The 23,761-nt window shown below is 67.3% G+C and carries 20 protein-coding genes; 7 read left to right on the forward strand and 13 right to left on the reverse strand.

What is annotated here, in order from left to right:
• Window positions 1-189: 189 nt before the first annotated feature.
• From AC6CH2_RS20380 to AC6CH2_RS20390, 3 genes are all read left to right on the forward strand, one after another.
• Window positions 190-999, forward strand: coding sequence for a penicillin-binding transpeptidase domain-containing protein (locus AC6CH2_RS20380; RefSeq protein ID WP_435394496.1), 810 nt, complete (start codon window positions 190-192; stop codon window positions 997-999).
• Window positions 1,000-1,296: 297 nt separating this feature from the next.
• Window positions 1,297-1,476 (forward strand): hypothetical protein, encoded by a 180-nt coding sequence (locus AC6CH2_RS20385; protein WP_435394495.1) that lies wholly within the window; start codon window positions 1,297-1,299, stop codon window positions 1,474-1,476.
• Window positions 1,477-1,557: 81 nt separating this feature from the next.
• Window positions 1,558-2,856, forward strand: a complete 1,299-nt coding sequence (locus tag AC6CH2_RS20390; protein ID WP_498270811.1) for a YcaO-like family protein — start codon at window positions 1,558-1,560, stop codon at window positions 2,854-2,856.
• A gap of 22 nt (window positions 2,857-2,878) precedes the next feature.
• Here the strand turns inward: AC6CH2_RS20390 and rtcR are convergent, their stop codons facing one another.
• Window positions 2,879-4,471 carry an RNA repair transcriptional activator RtcR gene (gene rtcR / locus AC6CH2_RS20395; RefSeq protein ID WP_498270812.1) on the reverse strand — a complete coding sequence of 531 codons (1,593 nt, stop codon included), beginning with the start codon at window positions 4,469-4,471 and terminating at the stop codon, window positions 2,879-2,881.
• A gap of 177 nt (window positions 4,472-4,648) precedes the next feature.
• On the opposite strand from rtcR, the gene AC6CH2_RS20400 reads away from it, so the two are divergent.
• The 3 genes from AC6CH2_RS20400 (at window position 4,649) to rtcA (ending at window position 9,400) form a co-directional block, all read left to right on the forward strand.
• Entirely contained in the window at window positions 4,649-6,199 is a 1,551-nt protein-coding gene (locus AC6CH2_RS20400; protein ID WP_498270813.1) for a TROVE domain-containing protein, read from the forward strand.
• A gap of 839 nt (window positions 6,200-7,038) precedes the next feature.
• Window positions 7,039-8,265 (forward strand): RtcB family protein, encoded by a 1,227-nt coding sequence (locus tag AC6CH2_RS20405; protein ID WP_498270814.1) that lies wholly within the window; start codon window positions 7,039-7,041, stop codon window positions 8,263-8,265.
• Window positions 8,266-8,380: 115 nt separating this feature from the next.
• Window positions 8,381-9,400, forward strand: a complete 1,020-nt coding sequence (rtcA, locus tag AC6CH2_RS20410; protein ID WP_498270815.1) for an RNA 3'-terminal phosphate cyclase — start codon at window positions 8,381-8,383, stop codon at window positions 9,398-9,400.
• Window positions 9,401-9,431: 31 nt separating this feature from the next.
• On the opposite strand, the gene AC6CH2_RS20415 is transcribed toward rtcA, so the two are convergent.
• From AC6CH2_RS20415 to AC6CH2_RS20470, 12 genes are all read right to left on the reverse strand, one after another.
• Window positions 9,432-9,890: a hypothetical protein gene (locus AC6CH2_RS20415; RefSeq protein ID WP_498270816.1), complete on the reverse strand. Its 459-nt coding sequence runs from the start codon at window positions 9,888-9,890 to the stop codon at window positions 9,432-9,434.
• Between the two features lie 136 nt (window positions 9,891-10,026).
• On the reverse strand, window positions 10,027-11,232 hold the full coding sequence (locus tag AC6CH2_RS20420; protein ID WP_498270817.1) for a polymorphic toxin type 44 domain-containing protein: 1,206 nt from the start codon (window positions 11,230-11,232) through the stop codon (window positions 10,027-10,029).
• A 299-nt stretch (window positions 11,233-11,531) separates the two neighbouring features.
• Complete coding sequence (locus tag AC6CH2_RS20425; RefSeq protein WP_498270818.1) at window positions 11,532-12,431, reverse strand: DUF6999 family protein; 900 nt, start codon at window positions 12,429-12,431, stop codon at window positions 11,532-11,534.
• The gene (locus tag AC6CH2_RS20430) at window positions 12,428-14,326 is read right to left on the reverse strand and encodes an iron-containing redox enzyme family protein (RefSeq protein ID WP_498270819.1); all 1,899 of its coding nucleotides are present in this window, start codon (window positions 14,324-14,326) and stop codon (window positions 12,428-12,430) included. Before AC6CH2_RS20430 ends, AC6CH2_RS20425 begins: the two co-directional genes overlap by 4 nt.
• Entirely contained in the window at window positions 14,326-15,291 is a 966-nt protein-coding gene (locus AC6CH2_RS20435) for a fatty acid desaturase (RefSeq protein WP_498270820.1), read from the reverse strand. Before AC6CH2_RS20435 ends, AC6CH2_RS20430 begins: the two co-directional genes overlap by 1 nt.
• Window positions 15,288-16,061, reverse strand: a complete 774-nt coding sequence (locus AC6CH2_RS20440) for a sterol desaturase family protein (RefSeq protein ID WP_498270821.1) — start codon at window positions 16,059-16,061, stop codon at window positions 15,288-15,290. Before AC6CH2_RS20440 ends, AC6CH2_RS20435 begins: the two co-directional genes overlap by 4 nt.
• Window positions 16,062-16,276: 215 nt before the next feature.
• On the reverse strand, window positions 16,277-20,251 hold the full coding sequence (locus AC6CH2_RS20445) for a zeta toxin family protein (RefSeq protein WP_498270822.1): 3,975 nt from the start codon (window positions 20,249-20,251) through the stop codon (window positions 16,277-16,279).
• Between the two features lie 12 nt (window positions 20,252-20,263).
• Window positions 20,264-20,599, reverse strand: a complete 336-nt coding sequence (locus tag AC6CH2_RS20450) for a hypothetical protein (protein ID WP_498270823.1) — start codon at window positions 20,597-20,599, stop codon at window positions 20,264-20,266.
• A gap of 85 nt (window positions 20,600-20,684) precedes the next feature.
• Window positions 20,685-21,020 (reverse strand): hypothetical protein, encoded by a 336-nt coding sequence (locus tag AC6CH2_RS20455; RefSeq protein WP_498270824.1) that lies wholly within the window; start codon window positions 21,018-21,020, stop codon window positions 20,685-20,687.
• A 67-nt stretch (window positions 21,021-21,087) separates the two neighbouring features.
• The gene (locus AC6CH2_RS20460) at window positions 21,088-21,483 is read right to left on the reverse strand and encodes a hypothetical protein (RefSeq protein ID WP_498270825.1); all 396 of its coding nucleotides are present in this window, start codon (window positions 21,481-21,483) and stop codon (window positions 21,088-21,090) included.
• Window positions 21,484-21,571: 88 nt separating this feature from the next.
• Window positions 21,572-21,925, reverse strand: coding sequence for a hypothetical protein (locus tag AC6CH2_RS20465; protein WP_498270826.1), 354 nt, complete (start codon window positions 21,923-21,925; stop codon window positions 21,572-21,574).
• Between the two features lie 55 nt (window positions 21,926-21,980).
• The gene (locus AC6CH2_RS20470) at window positions 21,981-22,466 is read right to left on the reverse strand and encodes a hypothetical protein (RefSeq protein ID WP_498270827.1); all 486 of its coding nucleotides are present in this window, start codon (window positions 22,464-22,466) and stop codon (window positions 21,981-21,983) included.
• Window positions 22,467-22,734: 268 nt separating this feature from the next.
• Here AC6CH2_RS20470 and dusA point away from each other — a divergent pair, with 268 nt between their 5' ends.
• The gene (gene dusA / locus AC6CH2_RS20475) at window positions 22,735-23,721 is read left to right on the forward strand and encodes a tRNA dihydrouridine(20/20a) synthase DusA (protein WP_498270828.1); all 987 of its coding nucleotides are present in this window, start codon (window positions 22,735-22,737) and stop codon (window positions 23,719-23,721) included.
• Window positions 23,722-23,761 lie beyond the last annotated feature (40 nt).

The raw sequence follows: 23,761 nt of genomic DNA on the forward strand, positions 1-23,761 counted from the left end.
TAGGACCTCGAGTGCGCTTCAGGTCAAGCGGCTGCCGTTCCGGCCGGCGCGGCCGCGCGGTTCGCTCGAAATACGCGTATAAGGCATGGCATCCTGGGGCGAGCGGTGCGGATGCGTCGGCATGCCCTCGGGCTTGCCTCCCGCCCGGCCCGTCCCCGTCGTTACGCCTTCGCAAGGAGCACCGCAGGCATGAAAGCTGTCCTCACCGCGGCATTGTTCGCCGTTTCGCTTTGCGGCGCGGCCACCCAGGCCCTCGCCCAGTCGATGGGTCCTCCCGGCGAGCCCCGGATCCAATCCTGTTTCCTGCTCTACGACCTCAGCGGCGGCGAGATCGGCCGCACGCCGTCGGAGGCCTGCAGCCGCCGGGTCAGCCCGGGCGCGTCCTTCGATATCCCGCATGCGCTCGCCGGGCTCGATGGCGGCATCGTCCGCGCCACGGAACGGGTCGGCGCCGACGGCGCCAGCGGCAGCGACCAGGACCTGGATTCGGCGCTGCAGTTCTCCGCACCCTGGTACTTCCAGCGCATCGCCCAGCGCCTCGGCGCCCAGCGCGAGCGCGAGTACATGGTCCGTTTCAACTACGGCAACGCCGACACCAGCAGCGGTGCGACCGACTTCTGGGACGGCGGCTCGCTGAAAGTGTCGCCGGACGAGCAGATGCTGTTCCTGCGCCGTTTCTTCCGCGACGAGTTGAGTGTCGACCGGCAACACATCGCCGACGTGCGTTCGGCCTTGCGCCAGCCGCCGGGCGTCGTCGTCGGCAGCTTCGGCGCGGCGCCGTTCGGGCCTTCGCCGCCGCGCGACGATGTCTCGGTCGCGGCCAAGAGCGCCTCGACGGTGATGGACGGCAGGGAAGGCGTGCGCTGGCTGGTCGGCCAGGTCAAGCGCGGCACCCGCCAGTACGTGTTCGTCAGCTGCGTCACCGGGCCGAGGAACCTGCCGCAGAACGCCGCGGTGTCCCTGGCCGAGCGCGAACTGCGCCGCGCCAACGTGTTCTGATCCGGTTTTGAACTTCGGGCTCCCGCCAGCGGCGCCCGCCGCCCCTGCGCCGGGCCGCATCGAACCGCCGCCCTGCCCGACCGTCAGGGCGGTACGCATTCGCAGAATCGTCGGTCTCAGTTTGGATTCGACGGCGTCCGTTTCGGTGACGGGAGTCATGGACGCGAAGCCGCCCCACCCGGTAACCCTCGCATGCGGCCTCGGCCGCCCGCGGGGGCATCGCCGTGCCGGTTCGCCGGACCGGGGGCGCGCGACCGGGCTTCGCGGTTTCCTTTCGACCAAACAGGAGGTTTCGTCATGGGTACCACGCGCATCGATTTCGATAAAACGTCGTTGATCAAGCCCAAGTACATTCCCGTCACCGAATCCGTCCGCGCCAATGGCTTGGCGTCCGGCGAAGAGCTGAAAAGCGCGATGGCCGAACTCAACACGCCGACCGTGCAGGAACAGGCGTTTCTCGACGAGTTCGCCAAGTAAGCGCACCGGACCGGCGATCCCGCACGGCGCGCCGCATCGGCGCGTCCTGCGGCTCGCCGAGCCGCAGCGCAGGAGCAGGGAATGATTCCGTACGAACGAGAGCGCAGTCTGGACGATGCCAACCGCGTCATCCGCGACTGCATCGCCCGGCGCGGCTGGACCGTGGAAACCGAGGATTTCGGCGGCACGCTGACGACGGTCAAATGCAGCCTGCGCGACGCCGAGGGCGAGTTGATCAGCCGCGGTTTCGGCAAGGGCGATGCCGCGACCTCGATGGCCGGCGCCCTGCACGAGGCGGTCGAGCACTATTACTGCAAGGCGTCCCGCGTCTCGACCCCGGTCGAATACGTCGCCGCCGAACACTTCATCGACGATCCGCGCTACGCCGGCCTGCCGTTCCTGTCGGCGTTCGCCGACAATCGCGGCCGCCGCCTGGCCTGCCGGCGCTACCGTTCCTTCTTCGCCGGCCGCCGCGACATCCAGGTGCCGCTGTTCCTGAGCTTTCCCGACTACCCGGTCGGCGCCCAGGCGGACATGCCGTCGGGCGCGCGGTTGGGCGAGGGCGACGACTTCGACTACCGCAGCGTGATTCGCTACAGCTCCAACAGCGGTACCGCGATCGGCGCCAGTCTCGAGGAGGCCGCCCTGCACGGGATCGGCGAGATCGTCGAGCGCGACGCCTGGTCGCTGTTCCTGCTCGCGCACTATCTCGGCGGGCCGGGCCGCTATGGCGCCTTGATCGATCGCGCCTGCCTGCCCGACGAAGTGGCGCGGGTGCTGCGCCTGGCCGAGCATCGCATCGGCCGCGAGGTGTTGCTGATCGATGCGACCTCCGATCTCGGCTATCCGACCTTCATCGCCACCGTCGCCGAGCGCAAGCCCGAGGAGATCGTCCATCCGCACGGCTGCGGCGCGTCCTCGTATGCGCACTACGCGGCGATGCGCGCCTTGAGCGAGTTGGTGCAATGCGTGGACATCAAGCAGCACTCCGCGCATCTGGCCGAACTCGACCGGCTCGCGCTGGACGCGCTCGCCGCCTATCCGCGGCTGCAGGCCTGCGCTTATTTCGAGATCGACCGCGACCGGCTCGAGTGCGTCGACTGGCCGCATCCGGACAAGCCGCGGCTGGCGCCGGCCCTGCTGCTGCCCGAAGTCGTGGCCGACCTGGAAGCGCGCGGCATCGAGCTGTACTACGCGGTCAACCACAGCGAGGGCGACGATTACTGCGTGGCCAGCTGCGTGTCGTTCGAGCTGGAGCGGTTCTTCCTGGCGACCTCCGGCATCCTGATGGCGCCGGGGCGGCGCGGTCGCGAGTTCCTGGCCCGGTTGTCGCCCGCGAACGCATCCAGGCCGGCCGAGGCGGTGGAGCAGGCCGGTTGAGGCGCGCCGGGCGGCCGCGATGCTAATTGCGCCCGCGCACCTGTTCCCAGTCCAGTTCGAACCGCATCAGGTATTTGCGCAGCCGGTCGGCATCGTTGGTGCTGGTGCGGGCCGCGCGCGAAACCGCGAACAGCTCGCGCCCGGCCTGCGACAGCGACTTCGCCTGTCGGCAGATCCGCAGCACGTCTTCGAGCTGGGCGCGGTCGAAGCGGTCGAGCCCGGCCGCACGCTTCCCGAGCACCTCGTCGAGCAGGCCGTGGCGGGCGCCGGCGCCGTGCCACTGCCGGCGCAGCCGGCCGATCTCCTCTTCGACCAGATCGGTGCGGATGCGTCCGCCGTCGGCCAGGGTCGCCAGGCGCATCACCGAGGCGCCGAGGTCGCGGAAATTGCCGGCCCAGGTCGCCTCGGGGCTGAGCGCGAAAGCCAGATAGCGCTCGCGCGCTTCGCGGTTGAAGGTGACCCGTTGCCGGTTTTCGCGCGAATGGCGTTCGAGTTCGAAATCCAGGTTCGGCTCGATGTCCTCGGCGCGTTCGGCCAGGCCGGGCAGGCGATAAGTCCACAGGTTCAGCCGCGCCAGCAAGTCGTCGCGGAAGCGGCCCTCGAGCACCGCCTCCTGCAGGTCGCGATTGGTGCCGGCGATCAACTGGAAATCGCTTTCGACTTCCTTGTCGCCGCCGACCGGCAGGAAGCGCTTTTCTTCCAGCGCCCGCAGCAGCATCGCCTGTTCGTCGAGGCCGAGTTCGCCGATTTCGTCGAGGAACAGCAGTCCCTGGTGAGCCGAGCGCAATAGCCCGGCGCGGTCGGCCGAGGCGCCGGTGTAGGCGCCCTTGATGTGGCCGAACAAGGTGCTCATCGCGCCGTCGCCGCGCAGAGTCGCGCAGTTGACCTCGACGAAGCGGCCCGGCAACTGATGCTTCTGTTTCTTCAACTCGAACACCCGGCGCGCGAGCTGGCTCTTGCCGGCGCCGGTCGGCCCCATCAATAGCATCGGCGACTTCGAGCGCGTCGCCACCGTCTCGATCTGCTCGATCATCCGGTTGAAGGCCGGATTGCGCGTGGCGATGCCGCTCTTGAGCAGGTCGCGGTCGTGCAGCCGCTCCTCGGCGAAGCGTTGCGCGATGCGGTCGTAGCGCGACAGGTCCAGGTCGATCACCGCGTAGCTGCCCGGCGCTTCGCCGTTCTGCTTGCGCGGCGGCGCGGTCTGCAACAGGCGGCCCGGAAACAGGCGGCTTTCGGTCAGCAGGAACCAGCAGATCTGGCTGACGTGGGTGCCGGTGGTGATGTGGACGTAGTAGTCCTCTTCCTCTGGCTGGAAGTCGTAACCGCGCACGAATTCGTGCAGCGCGCCGTACACGCTCTCGAAATCCCAGGGGTCGGCGAGGAAGGTGTCGTGGCAACGCACCCGGGTTTCCGGCGAGACCTGGCCGAGGTCCTGGGCGACCACGGCGGCGAGCTTGCCATAGCGGCGCTCGTCGACCAGCAGCTCGATCCGGTCCAGCAGCAGGTCCTCATGCATGCCGAGCGACACCGTCGGCCGCCACTTCTCCCAACGGCCCGGGCCGAGCGCCGCGTCGAGCTGAGTGCCGAGCATGCCGACGACGACCTGACGTTTCATGTTTATACATTCATATATAAGACGATTACAAAGTATAAATAAAGAACCGGTAACGGAACCAGTGCGCTGGGCTTAGCGGCCGATAAATTCCTATAAATTCAAATAGATAGATTGGTGCCGGAAGGGTTGGCACGGCGCTTGCGCTAGTACTCGGCAAGTCCGAACCGGAATGCCCCGATGGCCAACCTCAATCTCTTCGCAAGCTCCCGCGGCGCCTTGGTGCCGGCAGCCGCCTCGCACAACGAGGCCGGCGGCCTGGCCTATGCCCGCCGCGCGGAGTCGGCACTGGCTCTGTACGCCGCGACCGGCTGCTTGAACGGCACCTTCTATGCGAGCGCCGAGGAGCAGTTGGAGCACGTGCTGCGACTGTGCGCGCAGGTGTCGCCGGAGTTCGTCGCCAAGACCGCGATCTACACCCGCCAGCGCGGCCACATGAAGGACATGCCGGCGTTGTTGCTGGCCAGCCTGACGGTGCGCGACGGCCGGGCGTTCGAACGCGCCTTCGCCCGGGTGGTCGACAACGGCCGCATGCTGCGCAACTTCGTCCAGATCGTTCGCAGCGGGCGGATCGGCCGCAAGTCGCTGGGCTCGCAACCCAAGCGCCTGGTGCGGCAGTGGCTGGAGGCGGCGTCGGTCGAGCAGTTGCTGGCCGCCGCGATCGGCCAGCAGCCCTCGCTGGCCGACGTGATCAAGATGGTCCACCCCAAGCCGGCCGATGCCGAGCGCGCGGCCCTGTACGCCTGGTTGATCGGCAAGCCTTACGACGTCGCGGCCTTGCCGGCGCAGCTGCAGTCCTACGAAGCGTTCAAGCGCTCGCAGGACGCTTCGATGCCGAGCTTGCCGTTTCAGTACTTCACCGCGTTGCCGTTGACGGTGACGCACTGGACCGAGTTGGCGCGTTCGGTGTCGTGGCAGACCCTGCGCATGAACCTCAACACCTTCCAGCGTCACGGGGTGTTCGAGGACCCGGCGGTGGTGGCCGAGGTGGCGGCGCGCCTGGCCGATGCCGAAGCGATCCGCAAGGCGCGGGTGTTTCCGTATCAGTTGCTAAGCGCCTACCACGCTGCCGCCGGCCTGCCGGCCGCGATCGTCGAGGCGCTGCAGGACGCGATGGAAATCGCGACCCGGCAGGTGCCGGTGTTGGCGGGCGAGGTGGTGGTGGCGGTGGACGTGTCGCGGTCGATGGCTTCGCCGGTCACCGGCTACCGCCCCGGGGCGACGACCAAGGTGCGTTGCGTCGATGTCGCGGCACTCATCGCCGCCTGCATCCAGCGCACGCAGCCGGCGGCGCGGGTGTTGCCGTTCGACACCCAGGTGCGCGGGCTGCGGCTGAATCCGCGCGACAGCGTGGTGACGCAGGCGCAGCAGCTCGCGGCCTTGTGCGGCGGCGGCACCGCGGTCAGCGCGCCCTTGGCGCAGTTGAATCGCGAGCAGGCCCGGGTGGACCTGCTGGTGCTGGTGTCGGACAACGAGAGTTGGCGCGACACCCGTTCGGGCGGTGCGACCGAGACCATGCGCCAGTGGGCGCGGATCAAGGCGCGTTGCCCGCAGGCCCGGCTGGTGTGCATCGACCTGCAGCCGACCGCGACCAGCCAGACGGTCGAATCGCAGGACGTGCTGCACATCGGCGGTTTCAGCGACGCCGTGTTCGAACTGTTCGCCGTGTACGCGGCGCAGGGCGGCGATGCGGCGCGTTGGGTGGAGCGGATCGATTCGATCCCGCTCTGAGGGCGGACCAGGGATGGAGCCGCACCGGCGCAGGAAGCGCCGCGACGCGAACGCAGGGATTGCGTCGCGTGGACGGGGCGACCCGTCGGCCGCACGCGCCAGGGAGGTGCGATGCGGTCGCAGGAAGGCCGGCGGACAATGGGGTCCGCCGGCCGGCTCGAAAGGTTTCGGGTTTGTCGGTGCCTTGCGAATGCTTGGCGAAACTACACTTTGAATGTCCAGGACGCGGGTTCGAGTCCCGCCCGCCGCGAGGCGGTAGCTCAGTCGGTTAGAGCAGGAGCGTTTCGCCGTTACTTGTCGCAGGGCAACGGCATCCATCGGTCCATAGGGGCCGATAGATGGCTTTCACAGAATAGAGATTGTCGTAACCGAGTTTGTCGATGCGCTGCGAATGCGTACGAAACTACTAGGTCGTGGGTTCGACTCCCGCTCGCTGCGAGGCGATAGCTCAGTCGGTAGAGCAAGTTTCGTCAGTCCTGGTCGCAGGGCATCGGCATCGGGCCGGCGCAGGCCGGCTCCGGTGCAGGCCGGCTCCGGTGCAGGAGAGTCCCCCCGATCGCGAATCACCCGAACCACCGGAAACATCCGCAACAAGAATCGTTTCATCGATGCATGGCGAATGCCTGCGGAACTACATGACTCCCAAGACGCGGGTTCGAATCCCGCCCGTCGCGAGACGGTAGCTCAGCCGGGCAGAGCCGGGAACTGTTTCGCGTCCTTCGTCGTCGTGCATCGACTTTTATCCCGTGCCGCCCATGCGGCCGCCGCGGGAGCCCGGCGCAAGGCGCTGGCTCTTCGGGCCATCCCCCTTCATTGTGTGCGCAACAGAGAGCAAGACCATGAACACGAATCAGTACGATGTGATCAACGAGCCGGGCGGGGTGCCGATCAAGCATTGGACCCGCGGCGTGCCGCTCGAGGACGAGGCGCGGCGCCAGCTGCAGAACATCGCCAAGCTGCCCTTCATTCATCGCTGGATCGCGGTGATGCCGGACGTGCATCTCGGCAAGGGCGCCACCGTGGGTTCGGTGGTGCCGACCGTCGGTGCGATCGTGCCGGCGGCAGTCGGCGTCGACATCGGCTGCGGCATGATCGCGGTGCGTACCAGCCTGACCGCGCAGGACCTGCCGGACCATCTGGGCGAGGTACGCGCGGCCATCGAGAAGGCGGTGCCGCACGGCCGCACTGTCGGCCGCGGGCTGCGCGACAAGGGCGCCTGGGCGAACCCGCCGGAGGCGTCGTTGCAGAGCTGGTCGCAGCTGCACGAGGGCTTCGAGCGCATCGTCGCCAAGCACCCGAAGCTCGAGCGCAGCAACCACCTCAGCCACCTCGGTACGCTCGGCACCGGCAACCACTTCGTCGAGGTCTGCCTCGACGAGGAGCAGCGCGTGTGGTTCATGCTGCACTCGGGTTCGCGCGGCGTGGGCAACGCGATCGGCAGCCATTTCATCGAGTTGGCGAAGCAGGACATGCGCCGCTGGATGATCAACCTGCCGGACCAGGACCTGGCCTATCTGCCGGAAGGCAGCGACCATTACAACGATTATGTGTTCGCGGTCGACTGGGCGCAGCGTTTCGCCCGCAAAAACCGCGAGATCATGATGAAGCACGTGGTCGAGGCGGTGCGCAAGGTCATCGCCAAGCCGTTCGAGGCGCAGGCCGAGGCGGTCAACTGCCATCACAACTACGTCAACCGCGAGCATCATTTCGGCAAGGACGTATTGGTGACCCGCAAGGGGGCGGTGAGCGCACGCAAGGGCGAGCTGGGCATCATCCCGGGCAGCATGGGGGCGAAGAGTTTCATCGTCCGCGGCCTGGGCAATGCCGACAGCTTCCACAGCTGCAGCCACGGCGCGGGCCGCGTGATGAGCCGCACCGAGGCGAAGAAGCGCATCAGCCTGGAAGAGCATGCACGCGCGACCGCGCACGTGGAATGCCGCAAAGACGCCGAGGTGGTCGACGAGTCGCCGGCCGCCTACAAGTCGATCGATGCGGTCATGGCCGCGCAGAGCGACCTGGTCGAGATCGTGCATACGCTGCGGCAGGTGGTCTGCGTCAAGGGTTGAGGCCCCGCTTCGACCTCGCACGGACTCGCAATCAATGGCGGCGGCCACCACGGTCGCCGCGGAACGCAAAGGAGTACGGACGGCCGCCAGGCCGTCCGGATGGATGGATCGCAAGATGGAACTGATCGAAATCAGCGGGCACGAAGGCGGCGGACAGCTGCTGCGTACCGCACTGACCCTGAGCCTGTGCACCGGCACCGCGTTCGAGATGCAGCACATCCGTGCCAAGCGCTCGCGCCCGGGACTGATGCGTCAACACTTGACCGCGGTCGGCGCCGCGGCGCAGATCGGCTGCGCCCACGTACATGGCGCGCAGTTGGGCGCGACCACGCTGCGCTTCATGCCCGGCGCGATCAACGCCGGCCGCTATCGTTTCTCGATCGGCAGCGCAGGTTCGGCGACCCTGGTGCTGCAGACCGTGTTGCCGGCGCTGTGGCGTTGCGCCGAGCCGTCGGAGCTGTCGATCGAGGGCGGCACCCACAACCCCTTGGCGCCGTGCGCGGACTTCATTGCCGATGCCTATCTGCCGGCTTTGCAGCGCATGGGCGTGGAGGCGAGCTTCGCCCTGCTGCGCCATGGCTTCTTCCCGGCCGGCGGCGGTGCGCTGCAGCTGCGGGTGGAGCCGTGCGCGCAACTGCGCCGCTGCGTCATCGACCAGCGCGATGCCGAGCCGCGCCTCGACGCGACGGTGTTGCTGTCGGCCCTGCAGGACCAGATCGGCTACCGTGAGCTGGCGGTCGTCGCCGAGCGCCTGGGTCTGGCCCAGGAACAGCAGCACCTGCGCCGCGTCGCCGACGCGCAAAGCCCGGCCAACGTGCTGATGCTGCGTGTGCACGGCGAGCGCCACAGCGAGCTGTTCAGCGCGCTGGGCGAGCGCGGGCTCAGCGCCGAGCAGGTCGCGATCGGCCTGGTCAAGCAGGCTTCGGCCTATCTGGACTCGCCGGCGGCGGTCGGCGAGCACCTGTCGGATCAGTTGTTGTTGCCGATGGCTTTGGCCGGCGGCGGCGAGTTCACCACCGCCGCGCTCAGCGAACACCTGGTCAGCAACGCGCGCCTGATCGAGAAGTTCCTGCCGGTCGAGATCGACTGGGTCCAGGAGGCGAAGCGCTGCTGGCGGGTGACGGTGCGTTCGTAAGGGCGCGCGGCGGCGATGGCCGCCGCGCCGTTCAAGGCGCTTGCCCGGGCTCCGCCGGCGCCATGCCGCCGGCCGGTGCGGCGGGGTTGCTGACGCCGCTGCGCAACCGCAAGCTGACCGGACGCCCGGCGACCGCGACCGAGGCGGCGGCCGGCTTCATCACCCGGCCGTGCAGGTAATCGGCGCGCACGGTGTTCGCGTCCTGCCAGTGCAGGTCGATGCCGTAGGCCTGGGCGTTGCGGGTCGCGCCGTACAGCTCGGCGGCGGAGGGCGTGGAGCGCCAGTCGGCGCCGTGCGGCACGATCCGGATCCGATAGATGAAGGACGCGGTGGCGCCGGGGTTGGCCTCGGTCAGCACCGCGTCGGCCTGCAGGTCGGGCGAGGCGACGCGGGCGACTTCGACGTCGGGCATGATCGCATCGTGGCTGCAGCCGACGGCGAGCAGCGCCGCCAACAGCATCGTCGGTATCCAGGTCGGGCGGGTTTTCATTTCGGGCGATCGTCTCAGGCGGCTGCGGCCCGCACGATCCTAAGGGCGCGCGGCCCGTCGGAGTAGTGCGCACGCGTCCAATACGACGAAGGCGCCGGCATGGCCGACGCCTTCGCGCTCGGCTCGGGCGCGGCGGTCAATCCGACCAGACCCGCCACATGCCGGAGTTGTAGTAGTCGTAACCGGCCTTGATCTGGGCCTGGTCGCGCGGGTCGTCGCCGTAGCTGCTGTCGCCCAGGTCGTAGGGCTTGCCCCAACCGTCCTGCGAGGTGTCGGACTGGATCTGCACGAAGCCGGCGCCGCGCAGGCCGATCTGCTCGGGGATGTCCATCGCCGCGGCGACCACGCCGAAGTGGAAGTTGCCGTAGTTCTCGTACTGCGCGCCCTGGGTCTTGTAATCCCACGGGCCGCCGCCCTGGACCTGCTCCTTGAACCAGACCATGTCGCCCGGATTCGGGAACTCGTGCTTGTGGGTGTCGGCGATGTTGGCGTCCATCGACACGCCGGGCGGCGCTTGCGGAATCTTCAGCAGGCCGGCCTCGATGGCCTCGTCGCGGCTCAGCACCTTGCCCATCGCCTGGGCGACGCCGTCGACATAGGGTTCGGCGCCGAGCAGGCCGACGTTGTCGCCCTGCATGGTTTGCAACTGCGGCATGGCCGCTTCGAACACCGCGGTGCGGGTCGCCAGGTCGGCGCCCTGCGAGGCGTTGAGGATGCCGGTCAGCACGCTCGGGTCGTACTGGGTGGTGCCGGCGGTGCGGCCGCTGAAGTCGACGATGTACTTGCGGCCCATCGCGACGTTCATCACGTCCTGCAACTGCTCCTTGCTCAGCGAGCCGACCGCCTGCTGGAACGCCTGCGGGTCGTTGGCGAGGCTGGCCAGGACCTTGCCGGCCGCCTCGGTCTCGCTGTTGCCCCAGGTGCCCTGGGTGGCCTTGTACTCGCCGTCGATGTCGCCCTTGACCGCGTCGATGAAGGCGGTCTTGGCGTCGCTGCCGCCATGGCTGGCGATCGCGTCGGCGAAGGCTTCCAGCCCGCCGGAGCTGCCGTCGAAGGCCTCGACGAAGCGCGTGGTCTGCGTCCCGTCCAGGCCTTCGGCCAGGCGGTTGAACAGTTCGCCGCGCTCACCGGCGCTCAACGAGCCCATCGCGCCGTCGATTTCCTGGGTCCAGTTCTTGATGTCGTCGTTGCTGAGCTTGCCGATGAACTCGTTGCGCTCGGCCGGGGTCAGGTTGGCGACCTCGCGGCTGATCGCGTCCAGGTCGCCCTTGCTGACGTCCCAGTCGAGCAGGCCCTGGCTGAGTTTGTCCTGGGTGACGGAAACGGCGGAATCGACGCTCATGGAACGGCTCCTGGCCCGGTCTGGGCCGATGGTCGGTCGCGCCCGCGTTGCCGTCGGCCGGCCGCGGCGCAGGGGATAGGCTGCAATGCTGACGCAGCCTAGACAGCCGCCAAGCGCCGGTAAATCGGGGGAAACCCTAGTCAAGCAGGCCCAATGCGCGATCCGTGCACATCGGCACATCGGGCCCGTCGCGACGGGCGGCTGGGAGCGATACCTCAGCCGCCGCTTCGGCCCGGCCTCTCTTCGCGAGGAGCCAGGGCGCCGCCTGCGGAGGCGCCCGCGCAGTCCGGGACGCCGGCTCAGGCGGCGGTCGTGGCCGTGGTCGCGGCCGCCTGCTGCTGCTCGCGCTTGCTCATCAGGAAGGCGTGCAGCATCTCGGTCGACAGGCCGTGCAGGGTCAGGCGGAAGCCGGCGCGCAGGGTCGACAAGGGCACCAGCGGATGGCGGTTGTTGAGCAGGACCAGGTGCGAGCGCGCATCGAGGATGGTCGCCACGTACAAGCCGATGGTCTCGTCGAGCTGCAGCGAATTGGTCGCGCGCCAGAAATCGCTGTCGGTGAGCAGCAACTGATAGATCGGCGTGAACAGTTCGATCGAACTTTGCAGGTCGAGGAAATTGCGCCGGCGCCGCGGCATGTCCTCCAGCCGCAGCTCGGGTTGCTTGACCATCGACAGGTCGGGGTCGGCGACGAACTGCAGTTCGCGCCCGGCCGCCTGCAGGTTCTGGTTGAGGCGGATGACGAAGTTGAACAGGTTGAGGTCGTGCACCAGGAACATGTCCTCGCGCACGTCGGCCACCGCGGCCGGACGCAGCGGGTTGCCCTGCACCTCGACCCCGGAGTTCTTGCCGATGAACTCCAGCACCTGCGAGCCGAGATGGAAATGGCGCAGGATCAGCCAGTTGGCCTCCGGGCTCAGGAAGTTCTCCATGCCCCAGGCCAGCAGGCGGTGCAGGGTGCGCGAGAACGCCAGCCGGCGCGGCGCGAACACCTTGGCCACCTGGATCAGCACGATCAAAGTGCGCGCCAGCGGCCGCATGAACGGCAACACGAACTGGCGCGAGCGCGAGCTGGAATCGGCCAGCCAGGCGCGCTTGACCTCGTCGTCGAGCGGCGTGCTGCGGTCCAGGTACAGGGCCAGCCACGGACTGGGGTCGCGCGGGTCGTAGGCCTGCTCGAGGAACTCGGGTTGGTATTTCATGCCTGCATCACGTGATCGAACTGCATGAGATAGAGCTCCGCGGTGCGTCGCGCCGTGGCGACGATGGCGCGCGCGCCTTCGCCGTCGGCGTCGTGTTCGAGCACGATCTCGATCGCCCGCAGCCAGCGCGCCAGATGGTGCTCGTCGTTGCTGCCATGGTATTCGAGAAAGCGGAAGGCGTCGGCGGGCAGCGACAGGCTGGCCTTCATCAACGGCAGCAGGGCCGGGATGATGCGCTGGCCGGTGCCTTCGATGATGTAGATCGCGCCGAGCAGTCCCAGCGGGTTCGGCGTGGCCGCCAGGGCGTGCAGGTAGCTGTTGAGCGCTTCGCCACCCGGGTTGCGGCGCAGCGCGTCGAGGTCGGCGACGGCGCCTCCGGCCTTGCGGTAGTCCTCGTACAGGATCATGTAGTCGTCCTGCTCGTCGCCGGCATGGGTCTCGATCAGGGCGCTGAGCTCGGTGTACGGCGCCTGCACCGCGGCGGCGCCTTCGCGCATCCACTTGCTGCCTTCGCGGACCTGCGGGATCCAGTGCTGCATCCACTGCACGTAATCGGCGGTGGCGAAGCGGCGCTCGCGCAACTTTCGGATCACCGGCGTGCGCCAGGCGCGCGAGCGGTAGTCGTGCCAGATCGTCGCCAGCTCGCCGAGCAAGTGGCGCAGCGCTGCCGGCGCGTCGGCCGGGTCGTGCGGCGGGGCGATCAGGTCGGGATCGTGCGCGGCGACGACCGGGGCCGTCGTGGGCACGGACACCGAGGAGATCAGCGGCGCATCGGCGGCTTCGACTTCGATTAATACGAAGGCGACGGTGAAACGGCCGGACTCCGGGATGAAGCAGAGAATACGTTCGCCGGCCTGCAAGGTGCGGGTGCGCAGGAACTCGTCGAGCATGATGAAGATCGACGCCGCGCCGGTGTTGCCGCGCAAGGTCAGGTTGCTGTACCAGCGCTCGCGCGGAATCTCCAGGCCGGCCTTGCGCATCAGCTCGTCGACCACCGGGGCGAAGCGCTCGGACGAGTAATGGCAGAGGAAGTGATCGATCTTGGCCGGATCGAACCAACCGGCGTGGGCCAGCTTGGCGTACTCGTGCACGCCGACGTCGAACAGATGCGGCAGCAGGCGGATGTCCTGGCGCAGGAACAGCGCGCCGTCGGCTTCGGCGGCCTGCCAGGAGTCGTAATCGAGATGGCTGCGGGTGCGGTCCGGGGTCAGGCCCAATTGCATGCAGACCGGGTAATCGCCGGAGAACGAACGCTGGTGGATGAAGCGCAAACGCAGGCGCAGGCCGTCGCGCGGCTTCGGTGCCGAACTCAGCTGCAGGGCGCCGGCGCCGTCGGACAGCATCCAGCGCAGGAAATGCGCATCGAAATCGGCGTTGTAGTCGCGCGCCGCATAGCGCGAGCGCTTGAACAGGCGCGACGGCATCTCCGCCGCCGCGACCAGGGCGCGCTGGTGCGAGCCCAGTTCGACCGCGGACGCGGCGCTTTCCCAGGCGCCGACGCCGGAGGCGCAGATGCCGTGCGCGGACAGGGTCTGCATCGGCGGCGCCGCCAGTTCGCCCTGCACCATGCAGGCGAAGCCCGGCATCAGCGCATCGCCGCCGGAGGTGCCGCAGGCGAGCAGGCCGATGCCGTCGAGCGCGGTCTCGGTGCTGGCCAGGCACTGGCGGATCGCCGAGGCCGCCATGTCGGCGCAGGAGTGCACGGTGCGGCCTTCGGCATCGACCGCGTAATGCCGGGTCAGGATGCCGTTCTCGGCCAGGATCCGGCGCCTGATGCGGTCCGACAGCTTGGTCAGCGGCGCGATGTAGGCGTCCATCGCGGCGTTGTCGACGGGCGCGCCGGGCAGGAAGCGGCCGCTGCCCTCGATGAAAGTGCGTTCGAAACGGGTCGGCATCAACAATCCTTGGAAGTGGTGGCGGGCCGGTCCATGGCCGCGCGGGTATCGGCCGGACGCAAGGAGCGCGAGCGATACTGCGGCAGAAACGGGCCCAGGACGAATACGCGCCAGGCGTAGCCGGCGAAGCTGGCTTCGAGCAGGCGGGGGTCGATCAAAGGGCGATAGCGACGGTGCAGCCGCGGCAGCTCGGACCAATGGGCGCGGCCGTGTTCGTGGTGGGCGGTGTGCAGACCGATGTTGAACAGCAGCGGGTTGAGCCAGCCCTCGAAATTGCGCGCATAGCCGAACCGCGCCGCATCGTCGGCGTGGGCGTGCTGCAGGTAGTTGGCCGAGAGCAGCCAATGCAGGCCGATCAGCTGCGGCCCGATCACCAGCGCCAGCGCCTTGCCGGGGTCGATCGCCAACAGCGCCGTCCACGAGCCCAGCCAGGCCGCGTACTGCAGCAGATACCAGCGGTAGGCCCCGGGCGCGCGCCGGCGCACGCCGCGCAGCCAATCGAACAGGAAGGGATAGATCACCGCGATCGCCTGCAGCGGATGCAGCAGCCAGCCGAGCGCGTGATTGTGGTCGCCGAAGCGCCAGGTGCGGGCGACGTCGTCCGGGCCGTGGCGGTGGCGATGGTGGTTGCGGTTGTGCGCCGGATGGAAGACGAAGGTCGGGTGCCCCTGCAGCACGGTGATCAGCAGATCGGTGGCGCGATTGCGCCAGCGCCCGCGCCACATCGGCAGGTGCGCATGGTTGTGGTGGATCACGCTGATCGCGATCGCCAGATACAGCATCAGCGCACACAGGGGCAGGCTGAAGCCGTGCCGCCACTGCCACAGCGCCAACAGCGGTTGCGCCAGCAGATAGAGCAGGCTCTGCAGGTCGCGGCCGTGCCGCAGCGCGCCGATGCCGCGGGCCGCGGCAGTGCCGCCTGCTTTACCGAAGCCTGCCGCGCCGGGAGCGGGGTCGTCGTTCATGCGGCGCGGTCCGTGCGCGTGCTCGTGCTCGTTGCCGCGCGGGCGTCCTCGGCGGCAGGGTCGATCGCGGTGCCGGCCCAACGGTCGAACACCTCCAGCAGAAAGCCGTAGTTGCCGTTGTAGCGCGCGTGATGCAGGTGATGGCGGCGGCTGGCGCCGCGCCAGCCGCGTGCCGGCGCTTGGCGGCTGGCCTCGTAGTTGCTGTGGCCGAGGTTGTTCAGGGCGATGCTGAGTACCGGCAGGCTGGCCACGGCGACGAAGCTGAAGTCGTGCAGCAGCATCGGGATCAGCGGCACGCTGCCGAGCATCACCGCCTCGACCGGGTGGAAGGCGTAGGTCGAGAACGGCGTGGCGACGTGCGAGCGGTGGTGCATGCCGTGGAAACGGCGCAGCCAACTCGTGTGCAGGGCGCGGTGGTTGAGATAGAAGTGCAGCTCGTTCCACAGGAACAACACGGCGATTTCGAGCGCCACCCGCCACACCGGCGGGTCGACCGCGAACCGCGCCCAGCCCAGCCGCAGCATGCCCCAGGGCACGACCAGGCCGAGGCCGAAGATCAGGATCGAGACGGCCGAGGCACCGAACTCGCGGCGCAACTGGCCGGGCGGCAACGGGCGGGTGTCCAGGCGGCGGCCGTAGCCGAGCGCCGGCAGCAGGGTGTGGGTCAGCCACCAGTTCAGGCCGCCGCTCAGCAGATACAGCGCGGCGAAATACAACACGCCCACGACCATCACTTCGATGGCGCTCAGCGAGACGAACCAATGACCCACGTGCGGCTCCTGCCGATTACTCCTGCCGATAGCTTGCACTATCCGGCGGCGCCAACCCAGTGCGAGGCGACTGGGCCGGCCGTGTCTGAAACTCGATCGCGCGGCGCACGCAGCGGAGCAGGGCGGCTGCACGATCGTCCGGGCTTGGCCCGATCGTGCCGTCGCACTGCGGCCGCGCGAGCGGCCGCCGCGGCTATCCGTTGCCGCATGCGTCATTACGGCATGCGCGCAGCCCGCCCGGGTTCGTCCTGGGCTTTCTGGTTCGATTCCTGCGCCAAGCGCTCGTCCCGCTGTTGGTTGTAGGCTTGCGTCTCGCGCAGGGTGTCCTGCATCGCCGGCGCCGGTTCGGTCGCCGACACGCCGGCGTGGAATCCGGGCGTGGTGCCCGCGACCCACAGTTTGCCGTCGACCACGGCGACCTTGTCGATGCGTTCCGCGTCCGGGATGCCGGCGAGCTTGGCTTCCAGCATCGCCTTGGCCACGGCTTCGTCGGTCACGTCCGCCGGCACGCCGCCGCGAATCTTGGCGAACATCGCCTGGTCGCTCGGCGACAGCCGCGACAGGCTGAAGAGCGGCTCGGGGCTGGCGGGCGAGCCTGTCGACACGGCTTCCCGTGCGGACTGCCGCGACGGTTCGACGGCCAGGGTGTCGTCCGAGCGAGGCGATAGGGTCCGCTGCGAGTAGGGCGCCGGCGCATCGTCGTACTGCGCCGGCTCGTACGGCCGGGCCGGTGCTTGCGAGGCTGGCTCGACAGCCAGAGCGACGGGCTCGCGCGCCGGGGGCTGTGGCGCCTCATCGCCTCTGGAGCGCGGCGCAGCCGGTGCGTCTTGCTCGGTGAATGCGGTCGGCCGCATGGCCTCGGCAGGTTGTGCGGTTCGGACGGCTTCCTCGTTCGACGGCGCCCGGGGCTCGAACTCGCGCGCAGTCCGCGAGGGCGCTTCGTCGTCCTGTCGGGCCACGGCCGGGCGTTCCGGCGCGATGTCCGGCTGCGACAGGGACGCGCGTGCTGGCTCCTGCGAGGTCGCCCTGCCCGATTCGATCCGAGCGTGCTGCGCCGCCGACATCGCCTGTTGCGTGGCCGGGTCAGCCATGCCGGTGTCGGCGAGGCCCTGGTCGCGCTGGAACTGGCGGACCGTCTGTTCGGTCGCCGCATCGTATTCGCCGTTTCGAACCAGGGGCTCGCCGTCCGGCCCGCGGTAACCGACGCGGTCCAAGCGGTACTGCAACAGTTCCACTTGTTGCCCGCGGTCGCCGGGGCGCAGCGTGTCGTCCTGCGTGTCCGCAGCGGCGCTGACCGCAGCGGAGGGAGTGGCGGCGGCCGGCTGCGCGGAATCGGTCTGGACGACTGCAGGCTGGGCAGGAGCGGGCTGGATGGCAGCGGGCTGGGCGGGAGCGGCTTCGACAGGAGCGGCTTCGATGCGAGCGGCTTCGACCGGAGCGGCCGGCACGAAAGCGGTCGGCGCTACCGCCGGCTCGGGTGCGCGCGGCGGGACTTCGGCTTGAGACGATCCGGGTTGGGGCGATCCGGGCTGGTGCGATCCAGGTCCGGGCGACTCGGCTGCAACCGCCCTGGCTTGGGCTGCGGCTTCCGCTTGGGGACGCTCGGGCTCGGCTTCGGCGATCGGTTCCGGCGCTGCGGCCGCAGGTGCGGGCGACGGCGCCGCCGCTGGCTCGCCCTCTCGGCGCAGGTCCGACGGAGGAACCGGCGCGCCGGTCGTGCGCACGGGTTGCGCCTCATCGAGCGCCGGAACCGACGGCGCGAGCTCGGGCGAAGCGGTCGCCACCGCGGCCTGTTGCGCCGCCTGCTGCACCTCGTCGCGCGACAGGCCTTGGCGGTTGGCTTCGCGCTCGGCTTGCTGGTGCGCCTCGCGTTGCTGCGGCGACAGGGTGGCGACCCGCAGCTCCGGGGTGTCGGGAAAGGGGGCGGCGCGTTCGCGTCGCGCCGCCACGGCCTGCTGGATGTCCTCGGTGCTCGTGACCGCGACGATCTGCACCACGCCGCCGTCGCGACGTAGGTGCGCGAGCGGGCTGTCGATGTCGTAGCCGCCGTGCGGGCTGCGCTCCACGTGCAGGGAACTGGCGTGCGGATCGATGCCGTGGGCCTCCCGCGTGCGCTGCAAGGCGTCCATCACCGCGTCCAGCCGCTCCGGATTCGGGTGGATGCCGAGCGCGGCATAGGTCGACAGCACGTTGGCGCGGTCCTGTTCGTCGGGCGTCGGCGGCTGCCAGCGCGGGATCGTCGCCAGATGACGGTCGTGCTGCACGAGTTGGGTTTGCAACTCGGCGCGCGTGGCCTCCAACTCGCGCTGCAGATTGGCCGGCGCCGGGCTGCCGTCGCGCTGCCATTCGCCTTGCGCGTTGCGTCGGTACTGATCGCCGTTCGAGGCCTGCAGGCTATTGGGTTCGGCGAGGGCGGCGAGCACCGCCGATGGCATCGGCCCGAACTCGTCCCAACCGTTGCGCCGGTAGGCCTGCTCGTAGCGCGCGGCGATCGGCGCGGGCCCGTTGGCGATGTTGGCGCGCACGACCTGCTCGGCCATCCGGTCCAGCTCCGCGGCGCGTTCGGGCAGCGCTTTATCCGGGACGCTCAGCGGTCGGCCGCGGTCGGTGCGGGCGATCACGACCTGGCGGTACCAATCGCCGCTGTCTTCGTTGCGCTTCCAGTCGGCCTGGGCGAGGCTGTGCTTGTCGTGCTCGTTGGCAGGCTGCACGTAAGGGTCGCGCGGCGGCTCCAACTTGCCCATCGCCAGCGCGCTGGACGCATTGCTGGCCAGGTAGGTCAGCTCCCGCGCCTTGTCCGGCAGGGCAGCGAAGGATTGCTTCACCGGCGTGGTGACGCCGTCGTCGCGCAGATCGCCGGGCTCCTGCCTCAGCCATTGCCGGCCGTTGTACTTCCAGTCCACGCCGTCGCGGTCGGTCTGGTTGTATATCTGGTGCTCGTCCCACAACTGGGCGGCCTTCTCGCCGATCTGGCTGCCGGCGAGCGCGCCGACCGCCACGAACGCGATCGCACCCGGTCCGGTTTCCCAACCCACCGCAAGACCGGCCGCCGCGCCGCCGAGCCAACCGCCGGTGCCGCGCGCCGCGTAATGAGCGAACTGCGACTGCGCCGCGAGCGGATTGTCCTGCTCGAGCAGGGTGCTGACGCGGTCCCCGGTTTGTTTGGCGTCGTAGGCGCTGGCGGCGACGCCCAACGCCGAAACGCCGGCGAGCGTAGCCACCTTGCGCAGATTGGGCCCGGTCGCATCGGGCGTCGGCGCATGCGCCAACGGCGCGCCGGGGCGGACCAGTTCGTCGAGCGTGGCGGCGGCCTCGGCGCGTTGCGCACTGAGAGCCACCTTGCCGCGATCGGCCTGTTCGCGCAGCAGCGCTTCGGCGGTCGAGGCAAGAACCTTGTCGTTCTGAGCGATGGTGTTCGGCAGGTCACGGTGCCATTCGGCTTGTTTCTGCCAGCGCTCCCGCAATTGCTGCGTCACTTCTGGGTCTTGCAAACGTGCCTCGCGCGCTTCGCGCAGTGCGGCACTGGGAAGTGTCGGGTCCCGGCGGCTGTCATAAAGTTCGGCGCCGCTGCGGTCGAAGATGCGTACTGGTACATCCGTGGCGCCGCGCACCTTATCCAGGTTGTCGGGCAGGTCGCGATAAACGTCGTCGTGGAAAGCCAAAGGCACATCACGGCCGACGCCATCTGCATCGATCTTCTTGGTGAATCTGGCATCGATGCCGTGTTCACTCTCCAGTCGATGCGCTGCCACGGCACGGATTTCGACTTCGTAGCCCGCAGCCTGGAGTTCTTTGATCATCTCAGTAGCGGGCTTTGCGTTTCCGAGTGTCGTGTCGACGATAATGTTCTTGCGGCCATCGATCGCTGCCCCGCGGAGTTCCCGCGCCCATTGCCCTGCATCTGCATTGGTTTGCTGCGACCATCCATAAGGAGAGCTTTTCTGCCATTGCCGAGCGCTCGGATGAAACTGGCGGAGTTCGTCCGGATCGATTGGAACGACGTTGCCCTTGAGTTCATTTGTCGCCGTTATCGCCAAACCGCCTTTGCCAGAACCTGGTTGGCCCGCCAAGATGATTGCCTTAGGTTTCTCTTGTGTAGTCGCTGAGTCGAGCCTGCTTGAGGGGACGACTTTCTCAAGAAAAATACTCTTGTGTGATTCTTTATCCAGCTTATCTGCGTTACCACTCATCAGAATGCATCCTTAATTCTGCTGGAAGTAGTTCAAAAGCGCCTCATCGGTAAACCAAGCGTACTTCGAGCTTGCCTTTAGCATCAGTAGTTCTTTCTGCTGGGCTTGCGCAATCTCTTCGGTGACTCCACGTTCTTGTGCTTCTTCTAGATCTGTTTGGGCTTCGCGAACGAAGGCCTCGAGTCTGCTCTCCAGTACCCATACGGCTACTTCAAATGGGGGTGTCAGTGGCGAAGGATCTCTGGCAACCGTATTGAGAGCTTGTTGTAAGCGTTCGATATGCCCGGGGTAGTCTTTGAGCATTTCTCGTAGCTTCACTGGAACTGGAGGGAGTGGATGGCTGGTCACGGCGGCGTCCTTCTCGAATTGGAGAAAATTCGTTGAGTTAGAATGAATGAAGTTCTGGCACTGTCAGGGGGCGGTCTCACGTTCTCTATGTGTCTCGGAAGTGCTCTAAAAGTGCCTCGTCGGTGAGCCAGACATGCTTCCAGCTTGCCTGCGACATCAATCGTTTCTTTTGGTCGGCTTGCGTAATCGCTTCGGCGTCCCCGTCGACTTGAATTGCCTCTAGTTCTTTCTGGGCTTCGCGGATAAATTCCTCGAGTTGCCCTTCCAGCATCCAGGTTGCGACCTCAAACTTCGAGCTTGCGGGTCTGTCTTCCGCTGCCACGAGATTGAGTTGTTTTTGTAAACGCTCGATATGACCAGGATAGTCATGAAGCAACTCCTGTAATTTCTTTGGTACGGGAGGGCGTGACAAGTCGGCCACTAGGTATTCCTTATTTGAACTACGATAAGCGTGTCTCATGTTTGCAGGCTTGTGGTGATGGGTCGGATTACGATTGTCCTCGCCGGAAAATGTCGTTCTGATGCTGTTGAAAATAATCCCGGAGTGCTTCGTCAGTCAGCCAGACGTGCTTCCAGCACGCCTTTGACATCAAGAGCTGCTTCTTATTCGCCTGCGCAATCAATTCGGGATTTCCATTGGCCTGCGCAGCCTCGAGTTCCGTCTCGGCTTCGCGATAATATGCCTCCAGTCGACTTTCCAGTACCCACACGGCAACTTCGAATGGCGGTGTCAGGGGTGACGGCTTGTCAACAACAGTGTCCAGAACTTCCTGCAATCGATCGATATGCCCCGGATAGTCCTGGAGCATCTCCTGCAGTCGTTGCGGCACCGGTGGGCGCGGGAGGTTGCGGCCGTTTGGCGCGGAAGCGTTGTCGTCCGTCATGACTGTGCACTTCCTGGCAAAGAGCGGCATGATGGCCCGCAGGCGACGTGCTCGGGGAGCTCTTCGCCTGTAAGAGCTGTTCTTCGCTTCATTGGAAGGCGTCCTTGTTCTTTTCGAAGCAGTCCCATAGATCATGCGGGCCCTTCATTACGCCGTTGCTCGATCTGGCCCTAAACATAAGATCCTCCTTGGCCTTTGCGAGTTCTATGGCTCGGGCGTCTCCATTGGTTTGTGCCGCTTCCAAGTCTGCCTTTGCTTCACGGATGAAGCTTTCCAAGCTGCCTTCGAGTGCCCAAATCGCTTGATCAAAAGGCATAAGCAGCACTCTCCCGTCATACACGACGCCATCCAGGACTTCCTGCAGTCGCGCGATGTGCCCGGGATAGTCCCTGAGCATTTCCTGCAGCGTCTTTGGAACGGGCGGTGGTGGAAGACGGGTCATAACGATGCTCTTGGATAGAAGGCTGCTAGGCGAGGGATATCCCGGGCCCGGCCTCCTAATGCCCAGGAGCCGTCAGAGCCCAGCCGTTCGCAAAAGTGACCTCGCCCAGGAACTGACTTTCGTCCTCCATGTGCATGATGGCCGGCCTGTGCATGCGCTTCGCAAATGTTTCCACAAGCCCCAGGGTCAATGCCTGGACCACTCGTAGTTGATCGGACGTAAACTTTGCGATGAAAGGGCTGGTGGCATTCATCGGCATGCCGATGTTCTCGGGCATATGGTGGCCGAACGACACGACTTCGAGATTGAAGTGCTCGCGGTCCGGCCAGATGTTTTTTATTTCGTCGAAATATTCGATGCCGCCCAGCTCGACGGCGAAGGTGTCGTGGCCGGACTGTTCGGCCCCACGGACGCCACCAGCAAAGCGCGCCCGCCCCTGCGGAAACTGCACCCAGTCGAACGTCCCTTCATCCGCTGCCATTCTGATTGCCCATCCCTGCGACGCGGTCTGCCAGGTGCCGCTCGGCTCGTGATACCACATGGAGTATCGCTCAGGACGTGCCGCGTTGGCATCAGACTTTTCCTACACCGGCCTCGGGTAATTACCCGGCTTTTCGATATTCCCGCAAGGCGCGCGACGGGCCAACTGCCGCCAGAAACAAATTAACGCAACCCCGAGTATCGCTTTCAGGTGCTCAACCCCCGCCATTGCTACACTTACGCCTTATCTCGGCCTGAGTTCGGCAGGTATCCGGGGACTCAACAGGGCAAGGCGGGTTTCAGCAGTGACCGAAGCAAGCGGAAAAATCTTGGAATCGCAGGCCATCCGTCTGTCCGTCGCCCCCATGATGGACTGGACCGATTCCCACTGCCGGGTGTTTCACCGCACCCTGGCGCCGCATGCGCGGTTGTATACCGAGATGGTGCATGCGAACGCGGTCATCCACGGCGACCGCGCGCGGCTGCTGGCGATGGACCCGGTCGAGCATCCGGTGGCCTTGCAGCTCGGCGGCAGCGAGCCGGCATTGTTGGCGCAGGCGGCGCGGATCGGCGCCGAGCGCGGGTTCGACGAGATCAATCTCAATTGCGGTTGCCCCTCCGACCGGGTGCAGGCCGGGCGGTTCGGTGCTTGCCTGATGCGCGAGCCGACCCTGGTCGCCGCGTCGGTGGCGGCGATGATCGAGGCCTGCGACGTGTCGGTGACGGTGAAGTGCCGGCTCGGGGTCGACGACGATCATCGTTTCGAGGTGTTCCTGGCTTTCATCGACGAGGTCGCCGCGGCCGGTTGCACGATGTTCGTCGTGCACGCGCGCAACGCCTGGCTCAAGGGCCTGTCGCCGAAGGAGAACCGCGAGGTGCCGCCGCTGCGCTACGACTGGGCCTACCGGCTCAAGCGCGAGCGGCCGCAGCTCAAGGTCGTCGTCAACGGCGGCATCGCCACGGCCGAGGAGGCGACCTCGCACCTCGAGCACGCCGACGGCTCGATGCTCGGCCGCGCGGCTTATCACGAGCCTTACGTGCTGCATCGGATCGACACCGCCTGGTTCGGCGGCGAGCTGCGCAGCCGCGCCGAGTTGCTGCGTTCGCTGCGGCCGTATGTCGAGGCCGAGCTCGAACGCGGGGTGTTCCTCAAGCACATCACCCGGCACATGCTCGGACTGTTCCATGGCGAGCGCGGCGGCCGCGCGTTCCGCCAGGTGCTCAGCGAGGGCGCGCATAAGCCCGGCGCCGACTGGTCGCTGATCGAGCAGGCCCTCGCGGTGACCGAATCCTTCGCCGCGCGCGACGCCGCCTGAGGTCCGGTTTTCAGGCTCTACCCTTCCAAATCACCGCCGC

The organism is Lysobacter sp. GQ73 (assembly GCF_059758755.1).

Excerpts from the sequence above, each read along its gene's own strand:
- rtcR (WP_498270812.1), bottom strand. The coding sequence starts at position 4,471 with ATGAAACGTCAGGTCGTCGTCGGCATGCTCGGCACTCAGCTCGACGCG.
- AC6CH2_RS20445 (WP_498270822.1), bottom strand. The coding sequence starts at position 20,251 with ATGAGTGGTAACGCAGATAAGCTGGATAAAGAATCACACAAGAGTATT.
- AC6CH2_RS20465 (WP_498270826.1), bottom strand. The coding sequence starts at position 21,925 with ATGACCCGTCTTCCACCACCGCCCGTTCCAAAGACGCTGCAGGAAATG.
- AC6CH2_RS20380 (WP_435394496.1), top strand. The coding sequence starts at position 190 with ATGAAAGCTGTCCTCACCGCGGCATTGTTCGCCGTTTCGCTTTGCGGC.
- AC6CH2_RS20405 (WP_498270814.1), top strand. The coding sequence starts at position 7,039 with ATGAACACGAATCAGTACGATGTGATCAACGAGCCGGGCGGGGTGCCG.
- AC6CH2_RS20430 (WP_498270819.1), bottom strand. The coding sequence starts at position 14,326 with ATGCCGACCCGTTTCGAACGCACTTTCATCGAGGGCAGCGGCCGCTTC.
- rtcA (WP_498270815.1), top strand. The coding sequence starts at position 8,381 with ATGGAACTGATCGAAATCAGCGGGCACGAAGGCGGCGGACAGCTGCTG.
- AC6CH2_RS20390 (WP_498270811.1), top strand. The coding sequence starts at position 1,558 with ATGATTCCGTACGAACGAGAGCGCAGTCTGGACGATGCCAACCGCGTC.
- AC6CH2_RS20435 (WP_498270820.1), bottom strand. The coding sequence starts at position 15,291 with ATGAACGACGACCCCGCTCCCGGCGCGGCAGGCTTCGGTAAAGCAGGC.
- AC6CH2_RS20385 (WP_435394495.1), top strand. The coding sequence starts at position 1,297 with ATGGGTACCACGCGCATCGATTTCGATAAAACGTCGTTGATCAAGCCC.
- AC6CH2_RS20470 (WP_498270827.1), bottom strand. The coding sequence starts at position 22,466 with ATGTGGTATCACGAGCCGAGCGGCACCTGGCAGACCGCGTCGCAGGGA.
- AC6CH2_RS20425 (WP_498270818.1), bottom strand. The coding sequence starts at position 12,431 with ATGAAATACCAACCCGAGTTCCTCGAGCAGGCCTACGACCCGCGCGAC.
- AC6CH2_RS20420 (WP_498270817.1), bottom strand. The coding sequence starts at position 11,232 with ATGAGCGTCGATTCCGCCGTTTCCGTCACCCAGGACAAACTCAGCCAG.
- AC6CH2_RS20415 (WP_498270816.1), bottom strand. The coding sequence starts at position 9,890 with ATGAAAACCCGCCCGACCTGGATACCGACGATGCTGTTGGCGGCGCTG.
- AC6CH2_RS20400 (WP_498270813.1), top strand. The coding sequence starts at position 4,649 with ATGGCCAACCTCAATCTCTTCGCAAGCTCCCGCGGCGCCTTGGTGCCG.
- AC6CH2_RS20460 (WP_498270825.1), bottom strand. The coding sequence starts at position 21,483 with ATGACGGACGACAACGCTTCCGCGCCAAACGGCCGCAACCTCCCGCGC.